Raw genomic sequence first — 19120 nt, forward strand, 5'->3', positions numbered from 1 at the left:
TTTAGTTGGGAGCTTTATCCTTGTGTTTCCAACGTTTGTGAGTCCATAAATAATATTGTGGAGCTTCTATAATCTGCTTTTCAACCAAACTAAAAAACTTGTCAGTAATCTCATAATCCTTATGCTCTCTAGGATTTTCGGTAATGGTTTCAAAAGTAGTTTCATAATACCCGCGTTTTAAGCGTTTAACACGAAAAAACACGACAGCCATATCCAGTTTTTTAGCAAGTAATTCTGCGCCTGTATGCATAGGTACTTTAATACCCATAAATTCGTTCCAATGATAGGCCTTATTTATTTTAGGGGACTGATCGGAAGCAAACCCATTAATGGTAAGTTCACCTTTTTTCTGTGTTTTCTCCAATACAGTAAATGTTTCTTTGGTTGTTATTAAATGTGAATTGTATTTGGCTCTTATTCCTTTGACAAGTTTGTCAAAATACTTGTTTGCTAAACGTTTATATATAGCATACCCTTTGTGTTTTATATAAGTTTGAAGTATAAAGATCCATTCCCAACTTCCATAGTGAGCACACATAAGAACAATACTACGCTGTTTTTTACCTAAATCATTTATCAATTCTACATTGGTGAATCGGTAACGTTTTTTCATTTCAGCTTCAGAAATGGTCATAGATTTTATCGACTCAACGATCATATCACATAAATGATGATAAAACTGTTTGGTAATTACTTTAATTTCATCATCAGACTTTTTAGGAAATACCAACTTTAAATTGGTTTTAACCGTAGATGTTCTATATCCAAAGACCTGATAGAGAAAAAAGTAGAGTACATCGGATAAGGCATAGAGTAATCTGAATGGCAATATAGAAACCAACCAAAGAATGGGATAAATGAGGATATAGGCAATTAGTTGCATAAAAGCGAATTCGTTATAAAGCGCAAATATATTATATTTGGCTTAATAGCTATTTATATGTACAAATTAGACCCTGTTACCATCGCAATTATTGCGGCAAATGTTATAATGTCATTGAAAGGTTTTGATGACCGTTTATTTTTTGAAAAATATAAGTTTAATGTAGGCAGTATAAGACGTGGCGAGCAAATAAGAATGTTTAGTTCTGGGTTTTTGCATGTTGACACAACGCATTTGTTATTTAACATGTTGACTTTATATTTTTTTGCAAATGCTGTAATTTTTGAGCTAGGTCAGCTAAATTTTGCTATTATCTATTTTGCAAGTTTGATATTTGGTAATCTACTTTCTCTATATTTTCATAAAGAAGAGTTTTGGTATAATGCTGTTGGTGCTAGCGGTGCTGTTACAGGAATTTTGTACGCTGCAATTTTGCTACAACCAGAGATGAATCTATATATGTTTTTTATTCCTATACCAATACCTGGATATATATTTGGTATAGGATACTTATTATATTCTATTTATGGTATGAAAAACAGAATAGGAAATATAGGCCATGATGCGCATTTTGGTGGAGCGGTTGGTGGGTATGCAGTAACTTTAATTTTGATGCCAAGTTTGTTTAAAACCGATTTAGGTCATATAGGTTTGTTGGCTATTCCAATAATTATACTTTTTGTTCTTTATAAAACAGGTAAATTACATTAAAAAGAAAAGCCTATAATTTGTAGGCTTTTCTTTTTAATATTTGACATCTCTACTTTCTATTGAGGATTACCAAGTAGCTCTTCAATTTTAAGCTCCAAAGCTCTTCCTCTTAAATTTTTTGCTATGATTTTACCTTCTTCATCTAATATGTAAGTAGCAGGTATTGATGTAATGTTATATAATTCAGCAACATCATCTCTAAAATATTTTAAACTAGACACGTGGTTCCATTTTAGGCCATCTTTCTCTATAGCATCTAACCAAGCTTTTTTAGGGTCTTTTTGGTTTGGTGCACCGTCTAATGACACACCTATGATCTCTAGGCCCTTATTATGGTATTGCTCATAAACCTTAACAACATTTGGGTTTTCCCTTCTGCAAGGACCGCACCAAGCTGCCCAAAAATCAATGATGGTGACTTTTCCTTTAAGATCATTAAGGCTTACAGTTTTACCATCTGGTGTTAGAGACTCAAAGTTAGGGGCTACTTTACCAATTTCGAGGTAAGCCGTTTTTTCATAGTCCTTGTAAAGTTCATCTAGCTTTTGTTTTACAATTTGGCCTCTGTTTGAGTTTTTTAGATGTTCTGGAAAACTCTCATAAGCTTCTTTATACTTTAAAATATCAAAATTGGCTCTGCTAGACTCTAATTGAATCAGATTAAGACTAAAGTAGCTGTCATTGTTTTCTTGAACAAACTTCAGTGGGTAAGAGGCTTGACGTAGTCTTAAGTCTTCCATTACTTTCCTAATAGAATCTCTTTTTTCGGGTGTAGGTTCTTGTCCAAGTTCTTTAAATTTTGTCATGATGGTTTCTCCTTCTTCTTTAAACTGTAGCATACCATTTTGAAATGCCTCATAACTCTTATTGGATTCTGATCCTGAGATCTTAGACTCCATAGGAATTTCTTTGTTAAAGTCAATGGTTATGTCGCTATTTTCTAACATGAAAACGACATTGCCAGGGCTTCCATCTGCAGACAAAAAATAGATACCAGGTTCTTCAACTGAACCTTTGATGGTAAATTTATTATCCATCACTATAGCAGAGTCCATAATCACTTGTTGACCTTTTCCGTCTATTTGAGCCAAACGAATTCTAATGCCATTATGTACACCTTCTGCATCACCATTTATGACATACTCTATACCATTACTTTGATTACAACTAACAAATATGAGTGTTAAGACAGATAATATCAGTATTTTTTTCATTCTAAAATTTTCAATTTTTGCAGTAGCAAATATAACAACATAGGCTAATTATTCTAAAATTTAACTGTGAATTAAATCTTAAATTGAACTGTTTACCTTTTAACAATACCATATTTTACAATACTTTTGCAATAAAGTAATTGCATATGCATAATGATACCATCGTAGCCCTTGCCACTCCTGCTGGAAGTGGAGCCATCGCCATTATAAGGCTATCGGGTAAAGATGCCATTGCCATAGTGTCATCTGTATTTAAATCGGTTTCGGGTAAGACATTACAGAATCAAAAAACCCATACCATACATTTGGGTCATATTGTGGATGGTAATAAAACCCTAGATGAGGTATTGGTTTATGTATTTAAGAATCCTAATTCTTATACTGGAGAGGACGTTATTGAAGTGTCTTGTCATGGATCCCTATATATTCAACAAGAGATTATTCAATTATTTTTAAGAAAAGGTTGCAGAATGGCTACTGCCGGAGAGTTTACGCTCCGTGCTTTTTTGAATGGCAAACTGGACTTGAGTCAGGCAGAAGCGGTAGCTGATTTAATAAATAGTGATAGCGAAGCGTCACATCAAATTGCCATGCAACAAATGCGTGGTGGCTTTTCTTCAGAGATTGCTAAATTGAGAGAAGAGCTTTTAAACTTTGCTTCTCTAATAGAATTAGAACTAGATTTTGCGGAAGAAGATGTAGAGTTTGCAGACCGAACACAATTCAAAGCACTAATAGAACGAATTACCTTTGTATTAAAACGGTTAATTGATTCTTTTGCGGTAGGTAACGTCATTAAGAATGGTATTCCAGTAGCTATTGTGGGCGAACCTAATGTTGGAAAATCCACGCTCCTAAATGCACTATTGAATGAAGAACGCGCTATAGTGTCTGAAATTGCTGGAACTACAAGAGATACCATAGAAGACGAAATCTCTATTGGTGGTATTGGGTTTCGGTTTATAGATACCGCAGGAATTAGAGAGACTAAGGATGTCGTAGAAAGTATTGGTATTAAAAAAACGTTTGAAAAGATTGAACAGTCACAAGTAACCATATATCTTTTTGATGCCAGTAAAGCTATAGATTCACTCGAGGAGGTAAGAATTGAAATTGAAAAAATCAGAAACAAGTATCCTCAAAAACCTTTGTTGGTTATAGCTAACAAAATAGACCTATTGGATGATATTCAATTGGCAAACATTAATACTACAATCGCGGATGTTTTATTGCTTTCTGCTAAAACAGGCTTTGGTGTAGAACAATTAACCAATTCGTTGTTGAACCTAATAAATACAGGTGCTTTACGTAACAATGAAACTATTGTTACCAATGCACGACATTACGATGCGCTTTTAAAGGCCTTTGAAGAGATTCAAAAAGTAAAACATGGGTTGGATACTGACTTGTCAGGTGATTTATTGGCTATTGATATTCGGCAGGCACTTTATCATTTTGGTGAGATCACAGGTGAAATCACCAATGACGACTTGTTAGGTAACATTTTTGCCAATTTCTGTATCGGTAAATAGGTGCAGATAATTACTCTACACCTGTATCAATTTTCAGGAAATACTTAAGTTTTTAGAATGTTTAATGCCCTATCTTATTTACAAGATTAGTCAAGAGGTAAAAATGTCAAGGAGAGGAATAGGATGTTTGTTGACATATGTATCAAAAGAGGATATTGAAATCCAAAAGCAATACGTGTGTATCCAGCAATAGTTGCACTAAACAATTGTGGTAAGGTTAATATGGGCAACCATAAAAGATTGGTAAGGTTTAATTCAAAATTAAAAATATGTAGCCATGCAAAACTTATACATGAGAAATAATAGATCATTTTAAAGTGCCTTTGCCAGAAATTCTGTAGCATCATTTTGATGGGCTTTGTGCTACTGAAGAGAAAAATGATCATTAATAAGATAATAGCAGGAATTACTCGATACCAAAACGTTTCATCTACAAGGGATAATCGACTTTTAAAAACGGCTTTAGTAAGAATGTAGTATGTAAATGTGCCGGATGTCAAGGCAAAATAAATAGGGTTGAATTTCAAAGATAATCTAAAGGTTATTTCTTCAAATAATGGCAAGATAATGCCACCAACTAAAAGTAAAAGTAGTGGAGTAAATCGTTCAGCCATACTGGTTGAAGTCAGATTTTTAGGGTCATATATTACCTGTAGAAATGATGCTACTGTTATTGAGAAGATGACTTTTATGAAAAATAGACCTATGGTATCATAAACTTTGTGAGCTGTACTTTTCTCTACTGAAGGCTTAACTGTTGGTAATTTTATAAAATTCACTAAATCAATTAACAGAGACTTATAGTATTTTGGTTTGATCAAAGGATAGGATGGTATCATAACGGTCTAATTTTAAGAGTAAATCGTAGTATAAAAATGGTTTTTGATAAGTAATTGAAATTAGTGGAAGTATTTGTTGAGGACTCATTTAGGTTTGAAGATCTCAGCAGAAGATACCCAATACACTTCACCTATAGTAACACCCTTCCAGCCACTATTTGGAGGAGAGCTATATCTTTTAGAGAAGAAAAAATAGTTATTATCAGGTGACATGTAAGGACAGTAATAGATCCAATCCTCTTCTATGTTTTCACCAAGGTTAAAAAATGTAGGTTTCTGCCATTTGCCATTTTTTTTGAAAGACACAGCGAATCCTTTTTCATCGGTGTAAGTATTAGCAGTGATAAGAAAACTTTCGTCGGGTGAAACATAAGTACTTTTTTCTCCGTTTTCTGTATTTACTTCGGGTCCAATATTTTTAGGGGTGTCAAATTTACCATATCCTAAATATTGCGCACGATAGATATCTCTTTTACCTAAACTGCCAGGTCTATCTGAAGTGAAATATAAGCTGCCGTCAGCTACTACTACAGGGTAGGATTCCGCATATTCCTGGGTAGATATAGGGTATCCTACCTTAGTCGCTAACTGCCATTTACCATCTATTTTTTGACTTTTGTATATATCAGGCTTAGACTTTTTTATATGATCTTCTGGACTAATCCCAAGAAAATACATGGTATTTCCATCTTGACTGATAGAAGGATCAATGGCAACCGACTCTTTTTTGTATTCAGCAAACATTTGTATGGGTTTTGGTATACTCCATTTACCATCAATAAGTTCAGAATGGTGAATGACAAATCTTTTATCAATGATTCTTGTGAAAAACAATTCAGTGAAAGATGAGTTAAATACCGTATTGATTTCAACACTATCGGTATTCACTATTGTTGGAGCAAATAATCTTGGCGTATTTGCCGGTAGGGCTTGATTAAAATAAATAGATTCTACAGTAGGTGAATTATTGAAGTAGGATTTCTCATTATTAGTTTCATCAGCTCTTAAAATCAAGTCCGATTCTTCCAATAAACTTTCTTTTAGGGGTTCAAACTTTACCCAATAAATATTCCCTGTATCGTTGCCTCCTCTATGGAAAAATAAATACTTGCCATCGGGTGAGACACTTGCCGCCATTTCAGTTTGATTGGTGTTTATTTGAGGCCCTAGATTTTGCGGTTTGGACCATGATCCATTTTGGTTAAAACTGATGTACAAATCACTTTCGCCATAACCTGAATCACTTTTAAAATCATATATCATATAGCTTTCATCTGGTGCAATGAATGAATGGGCGATCCATTTGCCGGTGGCGTTAATTTCTGCTCTCATTCTATCTATACTAACGTAATGTCCATCTTTTTTAATTGATTTATAAATCACCCAATCTTCGGGTTTGTCTCCTTTTTCTCCAGTCGTGAAATATAGGTTTCCATTTTCTGATGAGGTCAAATACATGACAATGGATTTATCCATGAATGGTCTTTCTAATGGAACCGGATTACTCCACCCATTCTGGGTTTTAGTGCTATGCCATTGGTGAAGTCCATTTGATTTTAAAGAGTCGGGTAGTGGTCGTGTACTTCCAAAATATAGCTTATCTCCTTTAGGACTAATATGAGGCTCAAAATCCCAGCCTTCAGATGCCGTAAAAAATGCAGTTTCTGGATTAGACCACTTCCCATCAATCAATTTCATGGTATATATTTTGTTGTCTTCTCCTGGTTTTCTTCGTGTAAAATAAAGTTCATCCATTTCAGGACTAAATGTGATTGCAAACTCGTAGCTATTAGTCGAGATAATTCCTTCTCCAAATATCAAAGGAGTATCTATTGGATTATTTGCATCTAACAACCTTAAATTTGATGAATCTTCTTTTTTACAAGAAAACAAAAGGAAGATCAAGAATAGGAATGTGATGTATAAAGCTTTCATAATTTCATTTTTGTGAACAATACCTTTTTAGCCCTGCTACTGGATACTTCAAAACCGATGACTTTATCGAACGAGTTTCTTACGAAGACTACTTTTAAAAACGAGCCTTTATTACCAATGAAATAGTCGTTTTTGATGGCTTTTAACGGAAAATCTCCAAGTCTTGTGTGTTTTGCAACTAAGGTACCTTCTTTAATAAAAAACGAGTAATAGGCATTTAATTCTGTGCTATAGTACCTTCCGGTAAACTCCTCAAGTGTGGATTCATTATAATTTGCTGGACTATATTTTTCTGAAATAATCTGATAGCCATCATCTAAAGTTACAATCATTTGATTGGAGTTGAACGAAACGGAAACATATTCATCTAGCGCCATTTCAAACTCATTTTCCCCAACAGGATTCAACGCTGTTTTATTCGTGACACTCCTTACATAATGTAAGGTGTCGTTTTCAACTTTAATGTGGCGTGAATATTTATCCCTTTCATCCCAATAATAACCTTCAAATTGCTTTAAATATGCAGTTGTTTTCTTAATAGCCTCTTTGTGGGTAAATAGCTTTGTTATTGATGAATTTGGTTCTTTATTTATAAGATAAGGTTCTAGACAAATATCCATGATATCATACACCATCCTAGCACCATTGATTTCACCATTGGTATTGGTAAAAATCACGCTTAAGTTCAATTCTGGGAAAGTGGCTAAATAAGCTTGATAGCTGGCGTCTTGACCACTATGTTCAATCCGTTTGAATCCTCTATAAGTATTGATGAATAACCCATTGGTATATCCATAGGTTTCTCCATTATTCAAATGCTGTAAAGTTTGCATTTTATTAAATATAACTTCGCTACCGACTGTTTTTATGTCATAGTTAATGGCCCATTTACTCAAGTCTGTGATAGTTGTGTTCAAATTGGTGGCACCAACACTGAAGTTATTAAACAGGTCTTCTACATAAGTTGAATCGACTTTGAAATAGGAAAGACTTTTGTTTTTAACTACCTGTCCTTTTTCATCTACAAACTTTGAGTTATACATCTGTAGGGGTTCAAAAATGCGTTGATGCGCAAATTCTGCGAAGGACATCTTCGATACGCGAGCCACTATTTCGGCTAATAATGCATAGTTGGCATTACTATACATATGTTTTTCGTTGGCTTTGAAATTTAAAGTCTCTTGATTAAAAGTGAGATTCAATACTTGTTCATTGGTAATGACATCATCTAGCGTCCAACCCGAGAGGCGTAATAGGTTGTACTTATCTTTTAGTCCACTGGTGTGATTTAACAGATTGTTAATGGTTATTTTAGGCTCAAACTCATACATCTCGGGCAAATAGATTCTAATATCATCTTCCAAAGAGAGTTTCCCTTCATCTTCAAGTAAGAGTATGGCAAATGCAGTAAATTGTTTGGACACTGAGGCCACATGAAAAGAAGTCTCTTTATGAATTGGGATCTCATAATCAAGATTGGCCATTCCAAAATACCTTTCATACATCAATTTATTGTTCTGTATAATACCAATTGCCACACCTGGTTCATCCTCATTATAAGAACTTAAAAGACTATCGATTTTAGTCGTTATGTGATCAATGTTAATTTGCTCTGTATTGTTTTGAGCCGATATAATAATGGCATGCAAAACGAGTAGTAGAGTTATTATTAATTTCAATTTTGTTCTCATTTTTTTATTTGGGAACTATAGTTATTGTTTGGTAAACAGATAAATATCCGCTACACCGCTTTGTTCCAAACCTAGTTGGTTTTTTTCAGGGTAGAAAATGAAGTTAGCCCCAATCTCCTCATTTGTGAACTTATGATTTCCCTTGTATACCAAAGGTTCTTTAGGAAGTTCGTTTAATTGTGTAAACAAAGTATTATTTTCTTGTGTTATGGTGAATTTTCCACCTCTTTCTTGGGCGGTATAAACACCGACATACTTTTCTAGTTCATCTGACGTAATTTCTACATGGTCGAAATTGGGAAGCTCGAAAGGCTCATTAAAGTAACATTTTAATACATCTGTTAGCAGATTATTTATGTTATAATCAATTGCGTTCGATGAAATAGTTACAGCTAGTTTTTCTTGAGGAATGTAAATGGATATCGAGTGGAAAGCATCAATATGGCCTCCATGTCCAAACCCTTTTTTTTCCTTAAAGTTAAATGGCATGATGCCCATACCATGATTGTCTTTAATCATAGTCATGACATCTAGCGTTTCTTTGGAAATGATCTTCTCATTAAAAAGCGCCTCGATAAACGCGTTCAGGTCGCTAGGATTCGAAATAATCGAACCACTTCCTAAAGCAACGGATAGGTTGGTTTCTGGGAATTCAGTCCATTTTTCTGAACGGCTATAGGAGTAAGATTCGTTATCGTCTATCATTATTAGCCCACCCGAATAGGTGTTTGTTAAACCTAAAGGCGTAATGATTTTTTTAAGTAAAAGATCTTCATAGGGCAAGTCATATACCGACTCTAGAATTAGAGATAATAAGAAATAATTGGAATTGCTATATTCATTATGGCTGTCAGGCTCAAAATTACTTTCATAATTGGAAATAATTTTTAACATGTCCTTTCTGGATTTATGCTCTGTACGATAGTCAAAAAAAGTACCATCCTTCGTGAAGCTTGGAATCCCACTTCTATGGTTCAATAAATTAGCAATTGTTATTTTGTTAGCATTTTCAATTGATGGAAAAAATTCGTCTATGGTTTGATTGATGCTCAACTTATGGTCTTCTATGGCCTTAAAAACCAACGTCGCTGTGAACATTTTGGTGATTGAGGCAATTCTATATTTGGTAGTGGTAGTTGTCTCCTTTTGATTTTCAATATCAGCAAAACCCATCGCATTTGAATAGACGGTATTTCCTTCATGTGAAATGGACACTGTACCCATAAACTTGTTGTTTTTATGAAGAACATCAAACAAATCATTGAGTTTGTCTGTATATGGTTTTTCATTAAATGCTACTTCTGAATCTTTTGAATCGCTTTTATTTCCGCAAGAGCATAGTAGTGCGATAAATACTACTATTAGTAAATTTTGGTTTTTCATTTTTGATTGATGAATTAAAAGCACGAAACTAAAACAAAGAACTTTGTTATGCAAGGTACTAGGTTAATTAATTTAAATATATTATTTGTATAATCTAGACCAACTTTTGTTATTCCTTAATAATCCAGTTTAATGCTGTGTTTATTTTTTTGATGTTCTAGCCTACTAAAAATTAGTATTAGAAGCATAAAACTGATTCCAAACCCGAGAACACCAATATTGATACCCAAAATTGTTTTTTCAGTGCCATCTAAATATTTCATAGAACCTCCATATACATCTCGTATACAATATGCAATTATGAACCCACCAGTAATAAGCATACTCAATAGTATACTAGTTTTCAACTCATTTTTCACCCAAACCAACCATAGGCATAGAATACCTATGGAGGAATTGGTGATAAGTTGCCATACTTCATGAATTTTGGCATGTGGAGTCCAATCTGGATTAAACACATGGGTGTAGTTAATCTCTAAAAATGGGACGGCTACAGTATAAAGAAGAATAACAAGTGATATTGTTACTTTCTTTGTCTTCATTTCAAATATTTTAATTCCAAATACCACTTGCAGCAGTTTCTTTTGCATAGGTTTCAAAATCTTTGGCAGGTCTGCCCAAGACTTTGGCCACATCTTCAGATACCTCTTGATTGTCAGGATTACCTAAAACCTCTTTAAACAAATACCCAAATAGCCAAACATAAGAATCGGGTAAACCGGCTTGTCTCATTCCTTCTTTGAATTCGTCAATTGAAATCGGCACAAACTGTATCGGTTTATCAGAAGCTTCAGCCATAATGTCAACCACTTCTTTAAAGGTTCTTTTTTGAGGACCTGTAACGGTTATCGTTTGTCCATTATATGAATCATCAATTAAGACTTTAGAAACAACGTCAGCAATGTCATCAGCATCTACAAATGGAATTTCTGCCTCTGGCATTGGCAAGGCCACTGCACCATTTAAGACAAATTCTAAAAAAGCACCTTCACTAAAGTTTTGATTAAACCAGGACGCTCTAACCAAAGTGTAGTTTAGTCCTGAATTAGCAACGATGTCTTCACAAGCCTCAGCTTCGGTTTCACCTTTTCCTGATAGTAAGACCACTTTTTCTAAGCCAGCTTCCAATGCTTTTTCGGTCAATGCTGTTATGGCATCCCTTGATCCTGGTACGGCTAAATCTGGATAATATACGATATACGCTCTATCCATATCTTTTAATGCTGCAGCATAAGTTTCAGCGTTATCCCAATCAAAAGCTGGATTGGTTTTTCTTCCCACGACACGTACGTTGTGTCCGGTTTGCGTTAAATTTTGGGCTACTCGGCGACCAGTTTTACCAGTTCCTCCAATAACTAAAATGTTCTGTTTCATGTTTTTTATGTTTTATGTAGTTTGATTTTGTTTGTTAATTCCCAGTTTGATATACCAATACAGGACTGTTATGCCTATAAATTCGAACCCAATAAGCCAAAACCCTAAATCGGTAAAAAATTGATAATAAGAACCGCCATTTGGAATAATAAAAACGGGAACCGTGATTAAGGCATCTAAAGCGGTTGCGGTTAAAAAGAAGGTTTGGCCAACCCAATAGCCATGTGTGTTCGTACCTTTTTTGTAATACTGTTTTGCACCAAACCAGACCAAAGGCATTACTGCAATAGAAAGCAGCATATTGGCTTGTTGTTGTGCATCCTCTACAAACGATATATAAAAGGATAGATTATAAACACTAACCCCTAGAATCCAGATAATAATTCCGATGCCAACTGCTCTTAAATGTTTCATAATTGTTCGTTTTTTAGTATTAATTAGTAAAATTCAATTTGTTTTTATTTGTTGAATAATAGTCCTGTAACCAATAATGCGAATGAGGTAAATGAGCATACGGTTCTAACCATATGCCATCGGTTCCAGGGCTGTTCAAAGGTTTTTCGTAATTCCAAGAGCTCTACATTAGTGGCAGTTTCTAATATTGTTTTATCAAGTATTTCATTAAGAGGGACATTTTTAAAAATTGTGATCAGACCAACGCCTGTAAAAAACAGAATAGCTGCAACCAAATAAGAGGTAAATGTAAATTGGTTTGTGTTTTTGAATAAAAAAGCATTTATAAATAGCAGTAAACATGGAGTCATAAATACGATTATGAAAGTAGGATTAAGGATGGATCTGTTCATCGCTTGAAATGCTTTTAAGAACCCTAGGTCATCTAACCGACCTAACCCAGGTGTCACAGCATTGGACCAGGTAAAGCAAAGTCCAGCAGTTAGTCCAGTAAATAGGATACTTAGTGTTAATACGATTAATTTAAAATTTAGTTCCATTTGTTTATTTTTTTGTGTTTGATATCCATGTCAAAACGTCTTGATATTCTTCAGACGTAAGTTTTATTTTTCGGCCTTTAGGCATACGTTTTTTTACAAATACCTGTTTATAAATATCAGGCGCAAAGTCATCCATGTTTTCAATTGTGAATACTCGTCTTTTATTGCGTTTACTATGGCAAACGTTGCATTTATTGTCTAAAATTTGAAAAGCTTTATCGCGGGGATTTCTAATTATATAATTTGACACATATAATTTAGCTTGTTCATTATTGCTCTCAATAGATGTATAAGTATCTAGTGAATCAGCTGAAAGCGCTATAATAATTACTGTTATAAGTTTTACTATAATTACCATCATTAAATTGTTTAATTAATTTGATGGTACAAAGATGCGCAGTGTTCAAAAGAGTATTTTGACACTTAAAGACAAGCTTTTGACATTTTACGCCAAAGTCTAACTATTAGTTGTTTTTACGAAATTCTGATGGGGTTTGGTCCGTCCAATTCTTAAAAGCACGGTTGAATGCACTTTGTTCTGAAAACCCGGTAAGAAAGGCAATTTCACCTATACTTTGCTCAGTATTATACAGCATATCCTTTGCGATGGTTTCCTGTGTCCTTTTAATTAAGTCACGATAGGTTACACCAGTTTCAGAGAGTCTCCTGGTCAGTGTTCGGTTACTCATGGCTAACAGGTCACTAATATAATGTATGCTTGGAATACCTGTGGGCAGTGCATCCTTTATAAGAGCTTCAACATCGTTTATAATCTTATGACCAGGAATTTTTATGCCTTTTGTTTTTTCATCAACTTGTTGAAGTAAATAGCTGTTTATACTGGCATCCGCCTTTGCGGTTCGTAAATTGAGGTCGGCTGTTTTATAGCTAATCGAATAACGAGGTTGTTCGAATAGTATTGCACATTTAAATGCTTCCTTATGACTCGTGATGTCTTTTGCTGGTTTGTGTTTAAAACTGACTTGTACGGGACAAAGATCTTTTTCAGACATCGCTTGCAATACGACTACGGTGGCAGACAAACTCGCCTCAGTGGACAATTCCATACCTCTTCGATGTGCTTCCCGATTGAGCACCACATGGGAAATATCTCCTTCGTTTTTAATTTGCCATATAAATGTGTTGGATAACAATTTGAAATAGCGTTCGCTTCGTTCAAAGATTTCACCAACTTTGGAACACGTACGCCAAGACAATCCTAAAACACCATAATCTTCAATAATCATTTTTTGACCAACTCTTACAGAAAACCCAGAATCCAATCGTTTTTCAAGTAGTTCATGAAGTGCTAAAAATTCCTCGGCATCAACAACTTGTAGCTCATTAATTTTGCTCATGGGAGTTGGTAGTTTCTCAAATTCATCCGCTGGTATGCCTTCAGCTATTGCGCAATTGAGCATTTTACGGTATAAATGGATTGAGAAGTATTTCATTTAAGCTTCTTTATTAAGACCTTTTCAAAGATAAAACATTATCTGTTTTAATTCATTTTAGCGTGATTTGTAGAACTTATACGTATATTTTGTGGTATTTATTGAGATCCAAGTGAGAAATCATAGTTAGCTTTTGAGTACCTTTATTTATATAGTGCATAAGATTTTATAACTTCGTTTGTGCCTAGTTTTATGCGTTAGATAAATAAAATAACTACTATGAACATTCCTGATGCTAATACCACCTTTCCACTTGAACACTATGACAAGCTTTGTTATTTAAAAAATATAATCGCTAATCCAAACATTATTGTTGGCGAATACACCTATTACGACGATTTTGAAGATGTATATAATTTTGAAAAAAACGTGAAGTATTTATTCGATTTTATAGGCGATAAATTAATTATTGGTAAGTTCTGTATGATAGCCTCTGGTGTGACTTTTATTATGAATGGAGGTAATCATCTTACAGACGCCATAACAACATATCCCTTTGCCATATTTGGTGAAGCTTGGCAGGATGCCATGCAAGGAAAAAGCTATCCCACAAAAGGTGACACTGTTATTGGTAATGATGTTTGGATTGGTCATAATGCCACAATTATGCCAGGAGTAACCATAGGAGACGGGGCTATCATTGCTTCCAAATCTGTAGTGACCAAAGATGTAGAACCCTACTCAATTGTGGGTGGCAATCCAGCAAAAATGATTCGTAAACGATTCGATGATATTAAAATAAATCAACTTTTAGAGCTTCAATGGTGGAATTGGGATATTGAAAAAATCACGAAGAATGTACATCATTTAACTGGTAATGACCTAAATAAGTTAATTGAGTAATTAAATTATGCCTTTTGTTTCTTTGACTTAAAACGTCTAGTGTAACAAAACTGTTATTCACTCGTGTTTTATATCTAATCAATAAAGAAACAAAAAATGAAAAAAACGATTTTAAGTCTAGTCTTATGCCTACCAATGTTGCTACTATCTCAAGTAAATGGCAATCAGAAGAAAGTTTTAATGGTAGTTAGCAGCTATGGTAAAGATATGGGGGCTTCACGACCTGGATATGAATTTGATGAATTTTCACAAGCCTATTTGGTGTTCAAAAACAATGGTCTCACTGTTGACGTGGCCAGTCCGAAAGGGGGAAAGGTGGAGTCGGATGAATATAACAAAGAAAAAGCTTACAATCAGGAGTTATTGAAAGATGAAGAGGCCTTACAATTATTGAATACAACGCGAACAACAGCCAGCATAAACCCTTCGGAATATGATGCTATTTATGTCGTAGGGGGAAAGGGAGCTATGTTCGATTTGCCTTTTGACCCTTCGCTTCAAGATATCATATTAAACCTTTACAACAGAGACGATACAGTCATTGCTTCTGTTTGTCATGGTCCAGCCGTGTTTGCAAATGTTAAAAATAATGATGACTATATCATAAATGGTGTAGCGTTAACTGGTTTTACTAATGTAGAAGAGGAGCTTTTTGGTAAAAAATGGGTAAAGGAATTCCCTTTTAGTTTAGAAACTAAATTAAAATCAAGAGGGGCAACATTTGAACAAGCGGATTTCATGTTACCTAAGGTAGTTGTTTCCAACAATTTTGTAACAGGTCAAAATCCATTTTCAACTGCAAAATCTGCAGAGGCCGTGGTACAATCTTTGGGCTTAAAACCTGTAACAAGAGAGTTATATACTGATGAAAATAGTGTTCTTCTTATACAGGACATTCTAGATGAAACGACTACTATTCAAAAAGGCGAAGAGTTATTGACCAAGGATCCTAGTAACTATGACATGCCACTAATTGCAGTTTATGGATACTATAAAATTTTAGCATCTGATGATGATAAGAAAGGTCTGTTAAAAGGTATCGCACTTGTTGAATTAACTTCACCTTACTTCTTTAATGAAAATCTACAGCTTTTATTAGCTAAGACCTTTGTTTCTATGGGTGAAAAAGAAAAGGCAAAGCATATTGCAAACGAATTGATATCAAAAGAATTACTAGTTGATAAAGCTGAAGATTTGCTTGAAGAATTAAATTCTATAATAGATAACTAATACTAAAGTGATAAGATTATCATGAAAATGTGAATATTTAATAAAGCAGATTTTACCTTAACCAAATTTGTATTTTAAATCAGGTATGACAACAACTACAAGATATTAACACCCCCAAGATATGTTAGTAACTATGTAATTCTTTAATCTGTCCCCAACTTCTTTAACTATTTATTTGAGTGTGTTCTAGATTTTAATTAGCTAATGATTTCATATTGAAATATTTTCATCCAATATTTTACCTCATAACTTAAAAGTTCAATTACCTTTATAAGAAGTAAATTTTATTTATGTCATTGACTAAAAAGGGTGAATAATAATTTTGATATTACGGGTTTAACGCAAAACCAGGTTTTGGAATCCAGAAAAAGATATGGTCAAAACAGTCTGGATTTTAAGAAGGACAGCGGTTTTATCTATGTCGTTAAGAACATTTTCAAGGAACCAATGGTAATCCTGCTTTTGGTAACGTCTTCAATATATTTCATAACCGGAAATATTGGTGATGGTATCTTTCTGGCCTTAGCGATTGTATTGGTTTCAGCTATTTCATTCTATCAAGACTCTCGAAGTCGCAATGCTTTGGACAAGCTAAAAGTTTATACGCAACCCAATTGCAAAGTAATTCGTGATGGAGTGGTAAAGGCCATTAAAAGTCAAGATCTTGTAGTGGGTGACTTTATTATGGTTGAAGAAGGTCATACCATACCTGCAGATGGCACTATTGTCCGTTCCAATGATTTTTCAGTTAATGAATCTATACTCACAGGTGAATCCTTTTCGGTCTATAAAAATGAAGTCTTAGGTAACAATAACATTTTTATGGGCACCATGATTGCCAGTGGTTTAGCTATCGCTACTGTGACCCACATTGGAAATGATACTAGATTAGGAAAAATAGGCAAAAGCCTTGAAGATGTAGCAGATGAAAAGACCCCTTTAGAATTGCAGATCAACAATTTTGTAAAGAAAATGGTTGTTGCGGGCATTATTGTTTTCATTATCGTCTGGGTCATAAATTATTTCAAATCCTACAATGTTCTGGATAGTTTGCTCAGAGCACTTACTTTAGCCATGAGTATATTACCAGAGGAAATTCCTGTGGCGTTCACAACATTTATGGCCATGGGTGCATGGCGTCTCATGAAAATGGGTGTGGTTGTTAAACAAATGAAAACGGTTGAAACTTTAGGGAGTGCAACAATTATCTGTACAGATAAAACTGGGACAATAACAGAGAACAAAATGAGTCTTGCTCGGCTCTATAGTGCAAAAAGTCAAAATATAACCTCACCCGATGAAGACTTAACGCAAGATGAAAAGGAACTGATTAGAATCGCTATGTGGGCTAGTGAACCTATACCTTTTGATCCTATGGAGAAAGCCCTTCATGATAGCTATAGAAATATCTTTGCTGAAGATGAAAGACCGCTTTATAAAATGTATCATGAGTATCCTTTGGGAGGTTTACCACCAATGATGACCCATATTTTTCAGGACGCTTCTGGCCATAGGATTATTGCTGCTAAAGGGGCACCAGAGGCAATTTTAGAGGTGTCTGGCCTTAGTGACAATTTTAGAGGTGAAATTGAAAAGGCCATTCATAGTTTGGCTGCTAATGGCTATCGCATCTTAGGGGTGGCTCAAAGTACTTATGAGGGTGACACGTTTCCTAAGAAACAACAAAATTTTCATTTTAAATTTATGGGTTTAGTGGCGTTTTATGATCCACCAAAGCCTAATATTACATCAGTTTTGAAAGATTTCAATACTGCTGGGATTAAAATTAAAATAATCACAGGCGACAATGCCGTTACCACCAAGGCTATAGCAAAACAAATCGGTTTTAATGATTATGAACATAGTATTTCAGGAGATGATTTAATGAAATTAGCCGATTCAGAATTTAAAAGCAAAGTTTCGCACTATCAAATCTTTACACGCATGTTTCCAGATGCTAAACTTAAAATCGTTGATGCTTTAAAGGCTAGTGGAGAGGTTGTTGCAATGGTAGGTGATGGAGTAAACGATGGTCCGGCACTAAAAACGGCCCATATAGGAATTGCTATGGGCAATAAAGGTACTGAGATAGCCAAGGATGCGGCTTCTCTTATTTTAGTAGATGACGATTTATCTAAAATGGTTGATGCCGTTGCTATGGGCAGAAAAATATATGCCAATTTAAAGAAAGCTATTCAGTATATTATATCGATTCATATTCCAATAATACTCACGGTTTTCATGCCATTGGTATTGGGATGGATCTATCCGAATATACTATCTCCTGTTCACATCATCTTATTAGAGCTCATTATGGGTCCAACTTGCTCTATTGTTTATGAAAATGAACCGATTGAAAAATTTACCATGCAGAAAAAGCCTCGTCCTTTAAAATCTGTTTTTTTTAATTGGAAAGAGTTGACTACTAGTGTCATTCAAGGGGTAGTGATAACGTTTGGAGTACTTTCGGTATATCAAATTGCAGTTGCTGAGGGATATAATGAAGCAACGACGCGTACCATGGTATTTATAGTACTTATGTCAGCAAATGTATTTTTAACCTTTGTTAATCGTTCGTTTTATTATTCGGTATTAACCACCTTAAAATACAAGAATAACTTAGTGCCATTAGTAATAGGTACTACTGTTTTAATAACGGTGTTGTTACTTTTTGTTGCTCCATTAAATCAATTTTTTCAGTTCGAAATTTTGAAACCAAATCCAATACTCATTAGTATTGCTATTGGTTTCATTTCCGTTATATGGTATGAACTCGTGAAATGGGTAAAAAGAATTCGCACAGAACAAATTTGAGTCATTTATATAAATAATTTGCTGATACATAATATACCAGAATTCTATAAGGTCAATAAATAACTGAGTAAAGGAAACGTCGATTTTGCGTATGAAACAATATTCCTTTTGAATATTATTGGAACTTGTTAAAATGTTTTTCTAATTTTAAAGGTATTAGAACTGTTATAAAAATGAATTTTATTATCAGTATATCAAATCTAATGGTCTTAATTATTGGCTAATATATTGTTAACTTAGATGTGCCAAATTAAATTAGTCTTA

At 34.3% G+C, this 19120-nt stretch carries 17 protein-coding genes; 5 read left to right on the forward strand and 12 right to left on the reverse strand.

Annotated features, from left to right (window positions below; genetic code table 11):
* Position 1 precedes the first annotated feature (1 nt).
* Positions 2 to 883 (reverse strand): lysophospholipid acyltransferase family protein, encoded by an 882-nt coding sequence (locus tag ACPX19_RS11580; RefSeq protein ID WP_426430164.1) that lies wholly within the window; start codon positions 881 to 883, stop codon positions 2 to 4.
* Positions 884 to 940: 57 nt separating this feature from the next.
* Here ACPX19_RS11580 and ACPX19_RS11585 point away from each other — a divergent pair, with 57 nt between their 5' ends.
* A complete protein-coding gene (locus ACPX19_RS11585) occupies positions 941 to 1594 on the forward strand; it encodes a rhomboid family intramembrane serine protease (protein ID WP_426430165.1) in 654 nt (217 codons plus the stop codon).
* A 56-nt stretch (positions 1595 to 1650) separates the two neighbouring features.
* Here ACPX19_RS11585 and ACPX19_RS11590 read toward each other — a convergent pair whose 3' ends face one another.
* Positions 1651 to 2808: a redoxin domain-containing protein gene (locus ACPX19_RS11590; protein ID WP_426430166.1), complete on the reverse strand. Its 1158-nt coding sequence runs from the start codon at positions 2806 to 2808 to the stop codon at positions 1651 to 1653.
* Positions 2809 to 2954: 146 nt separating this feature from the next.
* Between ACPX19_RS11590 and mnmE the strand changes: the two genes are divergently transcribed.
* Positions 2955 to 4340: a tRNA uridine-5-carboxymethylaminomethyl(34) synthesis GTPase MnmE gene (gene mnmE, locus ACPX19_RS11595; RefSeq protein WP_426430167.1), complete on the forward strand. Its 1386-nt coding sequence runs from the start codon at positions 2955 to 2957 to the stop codon at positions 4338 to 4340.
* Positions 4341 to 4426: 86 nt separating this feature from the next.
* Here the strand turns inward: mnmE and ACPX19_RS11600 are convergent, their stop codons facing one another.
* The 10 genes from ACPX19_RS11600 to ACPX19_RS11645 all read right to left on the reverse strand — a co-directional run bounded on the left by ACPX19_RS11600 (position 4427) and on the right by ACPX19_RS11645 (position 13969).
* A complete protein-coding gene (locus ACPX19_RS11600; RefSeq protein WP_426430168.1) occupies positions 4427 to 5179 on the reverse strand; it encodes a hypothetical protein in 753 nt (250 codons plus the stop codon).
* Positions 5180 to 5263: 84 nt separating this feature from the next.
* A complete protein-coding gene (locus tag ACPX19_RS11605; RefSeq protein ID WP_426430169.1) occupies positions 5264 to 7114 on the reverse strand; it encodes a hypothetical protein in 1851 nt (616 codons plus the stop codon).
* Positions 7111 to 8805 (reverse strand): serine hydrolase domain-containing protein, encoded by a 1695-nt coding sequence (locus tag ACPX19_RS11610; RefSeq protein WP_426430170.1) that lies wholly within the window; start codon positions 8803 to 8805, stop codon positions 7111 to 7113. Before ACPX19_RS11610 ends, ACPX19_RS11605 begins: the two co-directional genes overlap by 4 nt.
* Positions 8806 to 8826: 21 nt before the next feature.
* Complete coding sequence (locus ACPX19_RS11615; RefSeq protein ID WP_426430171.1) at positions 8827 to 10188, reverse strand: serine hydrolase domain-containing protein; 1362 nt, start codon at positions 10186 to 10188, stop codon at positions 8827 to 8829.
* A gap of 116 nt (positions 10189 to 10304) precedes the next feature.
* Positions 10305 to 10730 (reverse strand): hypothetical protein, encoded by a 426-nt coding sequence (locus tag ACPX19_RS11620; RefSeq protein ID WP_426430172.1) that lies wholly within the window; start codon positions 10728 to 10730, stop codon positions 10305 to 10307.
* Between the two features lie 10 nt (positions 10731 to 10740).
* Positions 10741 to 11562, reverse strand: coding sequence for an NmrA family NAD(P)-binding protein (locus ACPX19_RS11625; RefSeq protein WP_426430173.1), 822 nt, complete (start codon positions 11560 to 11562; stop codon positions 10741 to 10743).
* A gap of 12 nt (positions 11563 to 11574) precedes the next feature.
* Positions 11575 to 11976, reverse strand: coding sequence for a DUF5367 family protein (locus ACPX19_RS11630; RefSeq protein WP_426430174.1), 402 nt, complete (start codon positions 11974 to 11976; stop codon positions 11575 to 11577).
* A gap of 44 nt (positions 11977 to 12020) precedes the next feature.
* Positions 12021 to 12515 (reverse strand): DUF1772 domain-containing protein, encoded by a 495-nt coding sequence (locus tag ACPX19_RS11635; protein WP_426430175.1) that lies wholly within the window; start codon positions 12513 to 12515, stop codon positions 12021 to 12023.
* 4 nt (positions 12516 to 12519) lie between these two features.
* Entirely contained in the window at positions 12520 to 12876 is a 357-nt protein-coding gene (locus ACPX19_RS11640; protein WP_426430176.1) for a hypothetical protein, read from the reverse strand.
* Positions 12877 to 12979: 103 nt separating this feature from the next.
* Positions 12980 to 13969 carry an AraC family transcriptional regulator ligand-binding domain-containing protein gene (locus ACPX19_RS11645; protein WP_426430177.1) on the reverse strand — a complete coding sequence of 330 codons (990 nt, stop codon included), beginning with the start codon at positions 13967 to 13969 and terminating at the stop codon, positions 12980 to 12982.
* Between the two features lie 219 nt (positions 13970 to 14188).
* On the opposite strand from ACPX19_RS11645, the gene ACPX19_RS11650 reads away from it, so the two are divergent.
* From ACPX19_RS11650 to ACPX19_RS11660, 3 genes are all read left to right on the forward strand, one after another.
* Positions 14189 to 14812, forward strand: coding sequence for a CatB-related O-acetyltransferase (locus tag ACPX19_RS11650; protein WP_426430178.1), 624 nt, complete (start codon positions 14189 to 14191; stop codon positions 14810 to 14812).
* 96 nt (positions 14813 to 14908) lie between these two features.
* Positions 14909 to 16042, forward strand: coding sequence for a DJ-1/PfpI family protein (locus ACPX19_RS11655; RefSeq protein WP_426430179.1), 1134 nt, complete (start codon positions 14909 to 14911; stop codon positions 16040 to 16042).
* A 309-nt stretch (positions 16043 to 16351) separates the two neighbouring features.
* Entirely contained in the window at positions 16352 to 18856 is a 2505-nt protein-coding gene (locus ACPX19_RS11660; protein ID WP_426430180.1) for a cation-translocating P-type ATPase, read from the forward strand.
* Positions 18857 to 19120: the final 264 nt, after the last annotated feature.

Source organism: Winogradskyella sp. HB-48 (genome assembly GCF_049942685.1).
Classification (GTDB): domain Bacteria; phylum Bacteroidota; class Bacteroidia; order Flavobacteriales; family Flavobacteriaceae; genus Winogradskyella.

Excerpts from the sequence above, each read along its gene's own strand:
- ACPX19_RS11580 (WP_426430164.1), bottom strand. The coding sequence starts at position 883 with ATGCAACTAATTGCCTATATCCTCATTTATCCCATTCTTTGGTTGGTT.
- ACPX19_RS11585 (WP_426430165.1), top strand. The coding sequence starts at position 941 with ATGTACAAATTAGACCCTGTTACCATCGCAATTATTGCGGCAAATGTT.
- ACPX19_RS11590 (WP_426430166.1), bottom strand. The coding sequence starts at position 2,808 with ATGAAAAAAATACTGATATTATCTGTCTTAACACTCATATTTGTTAGT.
- mnmE (WP_426430167.1), top strand. The coding sequence starts at position 2,955 with ATGCATAATGATACCATCGTAGCCCTTGCCACTCCTGCTGGAAGTGGA.
- ACPX19_RS11600 (WP_426430168.1), bottom strand. The coding sequence starts at position 5,179 with ATGATACCATCCTATCCTTTGATCAAACCAAAATACTATAAGTCTCTG.
- ACPX19_RS11605 (WP_426430169.1), bottom strand. The coding sequence starts at position 7,114 with ATGAAAGCTTTATACATCACATTCCTATTCTTGATCTTCCTTTTGTTT.
- ACPX19_RS11610 (WP_426430170.1), bottom strand. The coding sequence starts at position 8,805 with ATGAGAACAAAATTGAAATTAATAATAACTCTACTACTCGTTTTGCAT.
- ACPX19_RS11615 (WP_426430171.1), bottom strand. The coding sequence starts at position 10,188 with ATGAAAAACCAAAATTTACTAATAGTAGTATTTATCGCACTACTATGC.
- ACPX19_RS11620 (WP_426430172.1), bottom strand. The coding sequence starts at position 10,730 with ATGAAGACAAAGAAAGTAACAATATCACTTGTTATTCTTCTTTATACT.
- ACPX19_RS11625 (WP_426430173.1), bottom strand. The coding sequence starts at position 11,562 with ATGAAACAGAACATTTTAGTTATTGGAGGAACTGGTAAAACTGGTCGC.
- ACPX19_RS11630 (WP_426430174.1), bottom strand. The coding sequence starts at position 11,976 with ATGAAACATTTAAGAGCAGTTGGCATCGGAATTATTATCTGGATTCTA.
- ACPX19_RS11635 (WP_426430175.1), bottom strand. The coding sequence starts at position 12,515 with ATGGAACTAAATTTTAAATTAATCGTATTAACACTAAGTATCCTATTT.
- ACPX19_RS11640 (WP_426430176.1), bottom strand. The coding sequence starts at position 12,876 with ATGATGGTAATTATAGTAAAACTTATAACAGTAATTATTATAGCGCTT.
- ACPX19_RS11645 (WP_426430177.1), bottom strand. The coding sequence starts at position 13,969 with ATGAAATACTTCTCAATCCATTTATACCGTAAAATGCTCAATTGCGCA.
- ACPX19_RS11650 (WP_426430178.1), top strand. The coding sequence starts at position 14,189 with ATGAACATTCCTGATGCTAATACCACCTTTCCACTTGAACACTATGAC.
- ACPX19_RS11655 (WP_426430179.1), top strand. The coding sequence starts at position 14,909 with ATGAAAAAAACGATTTTAAGTCTAGTCTTATGCCTACCAATGTTGCTA.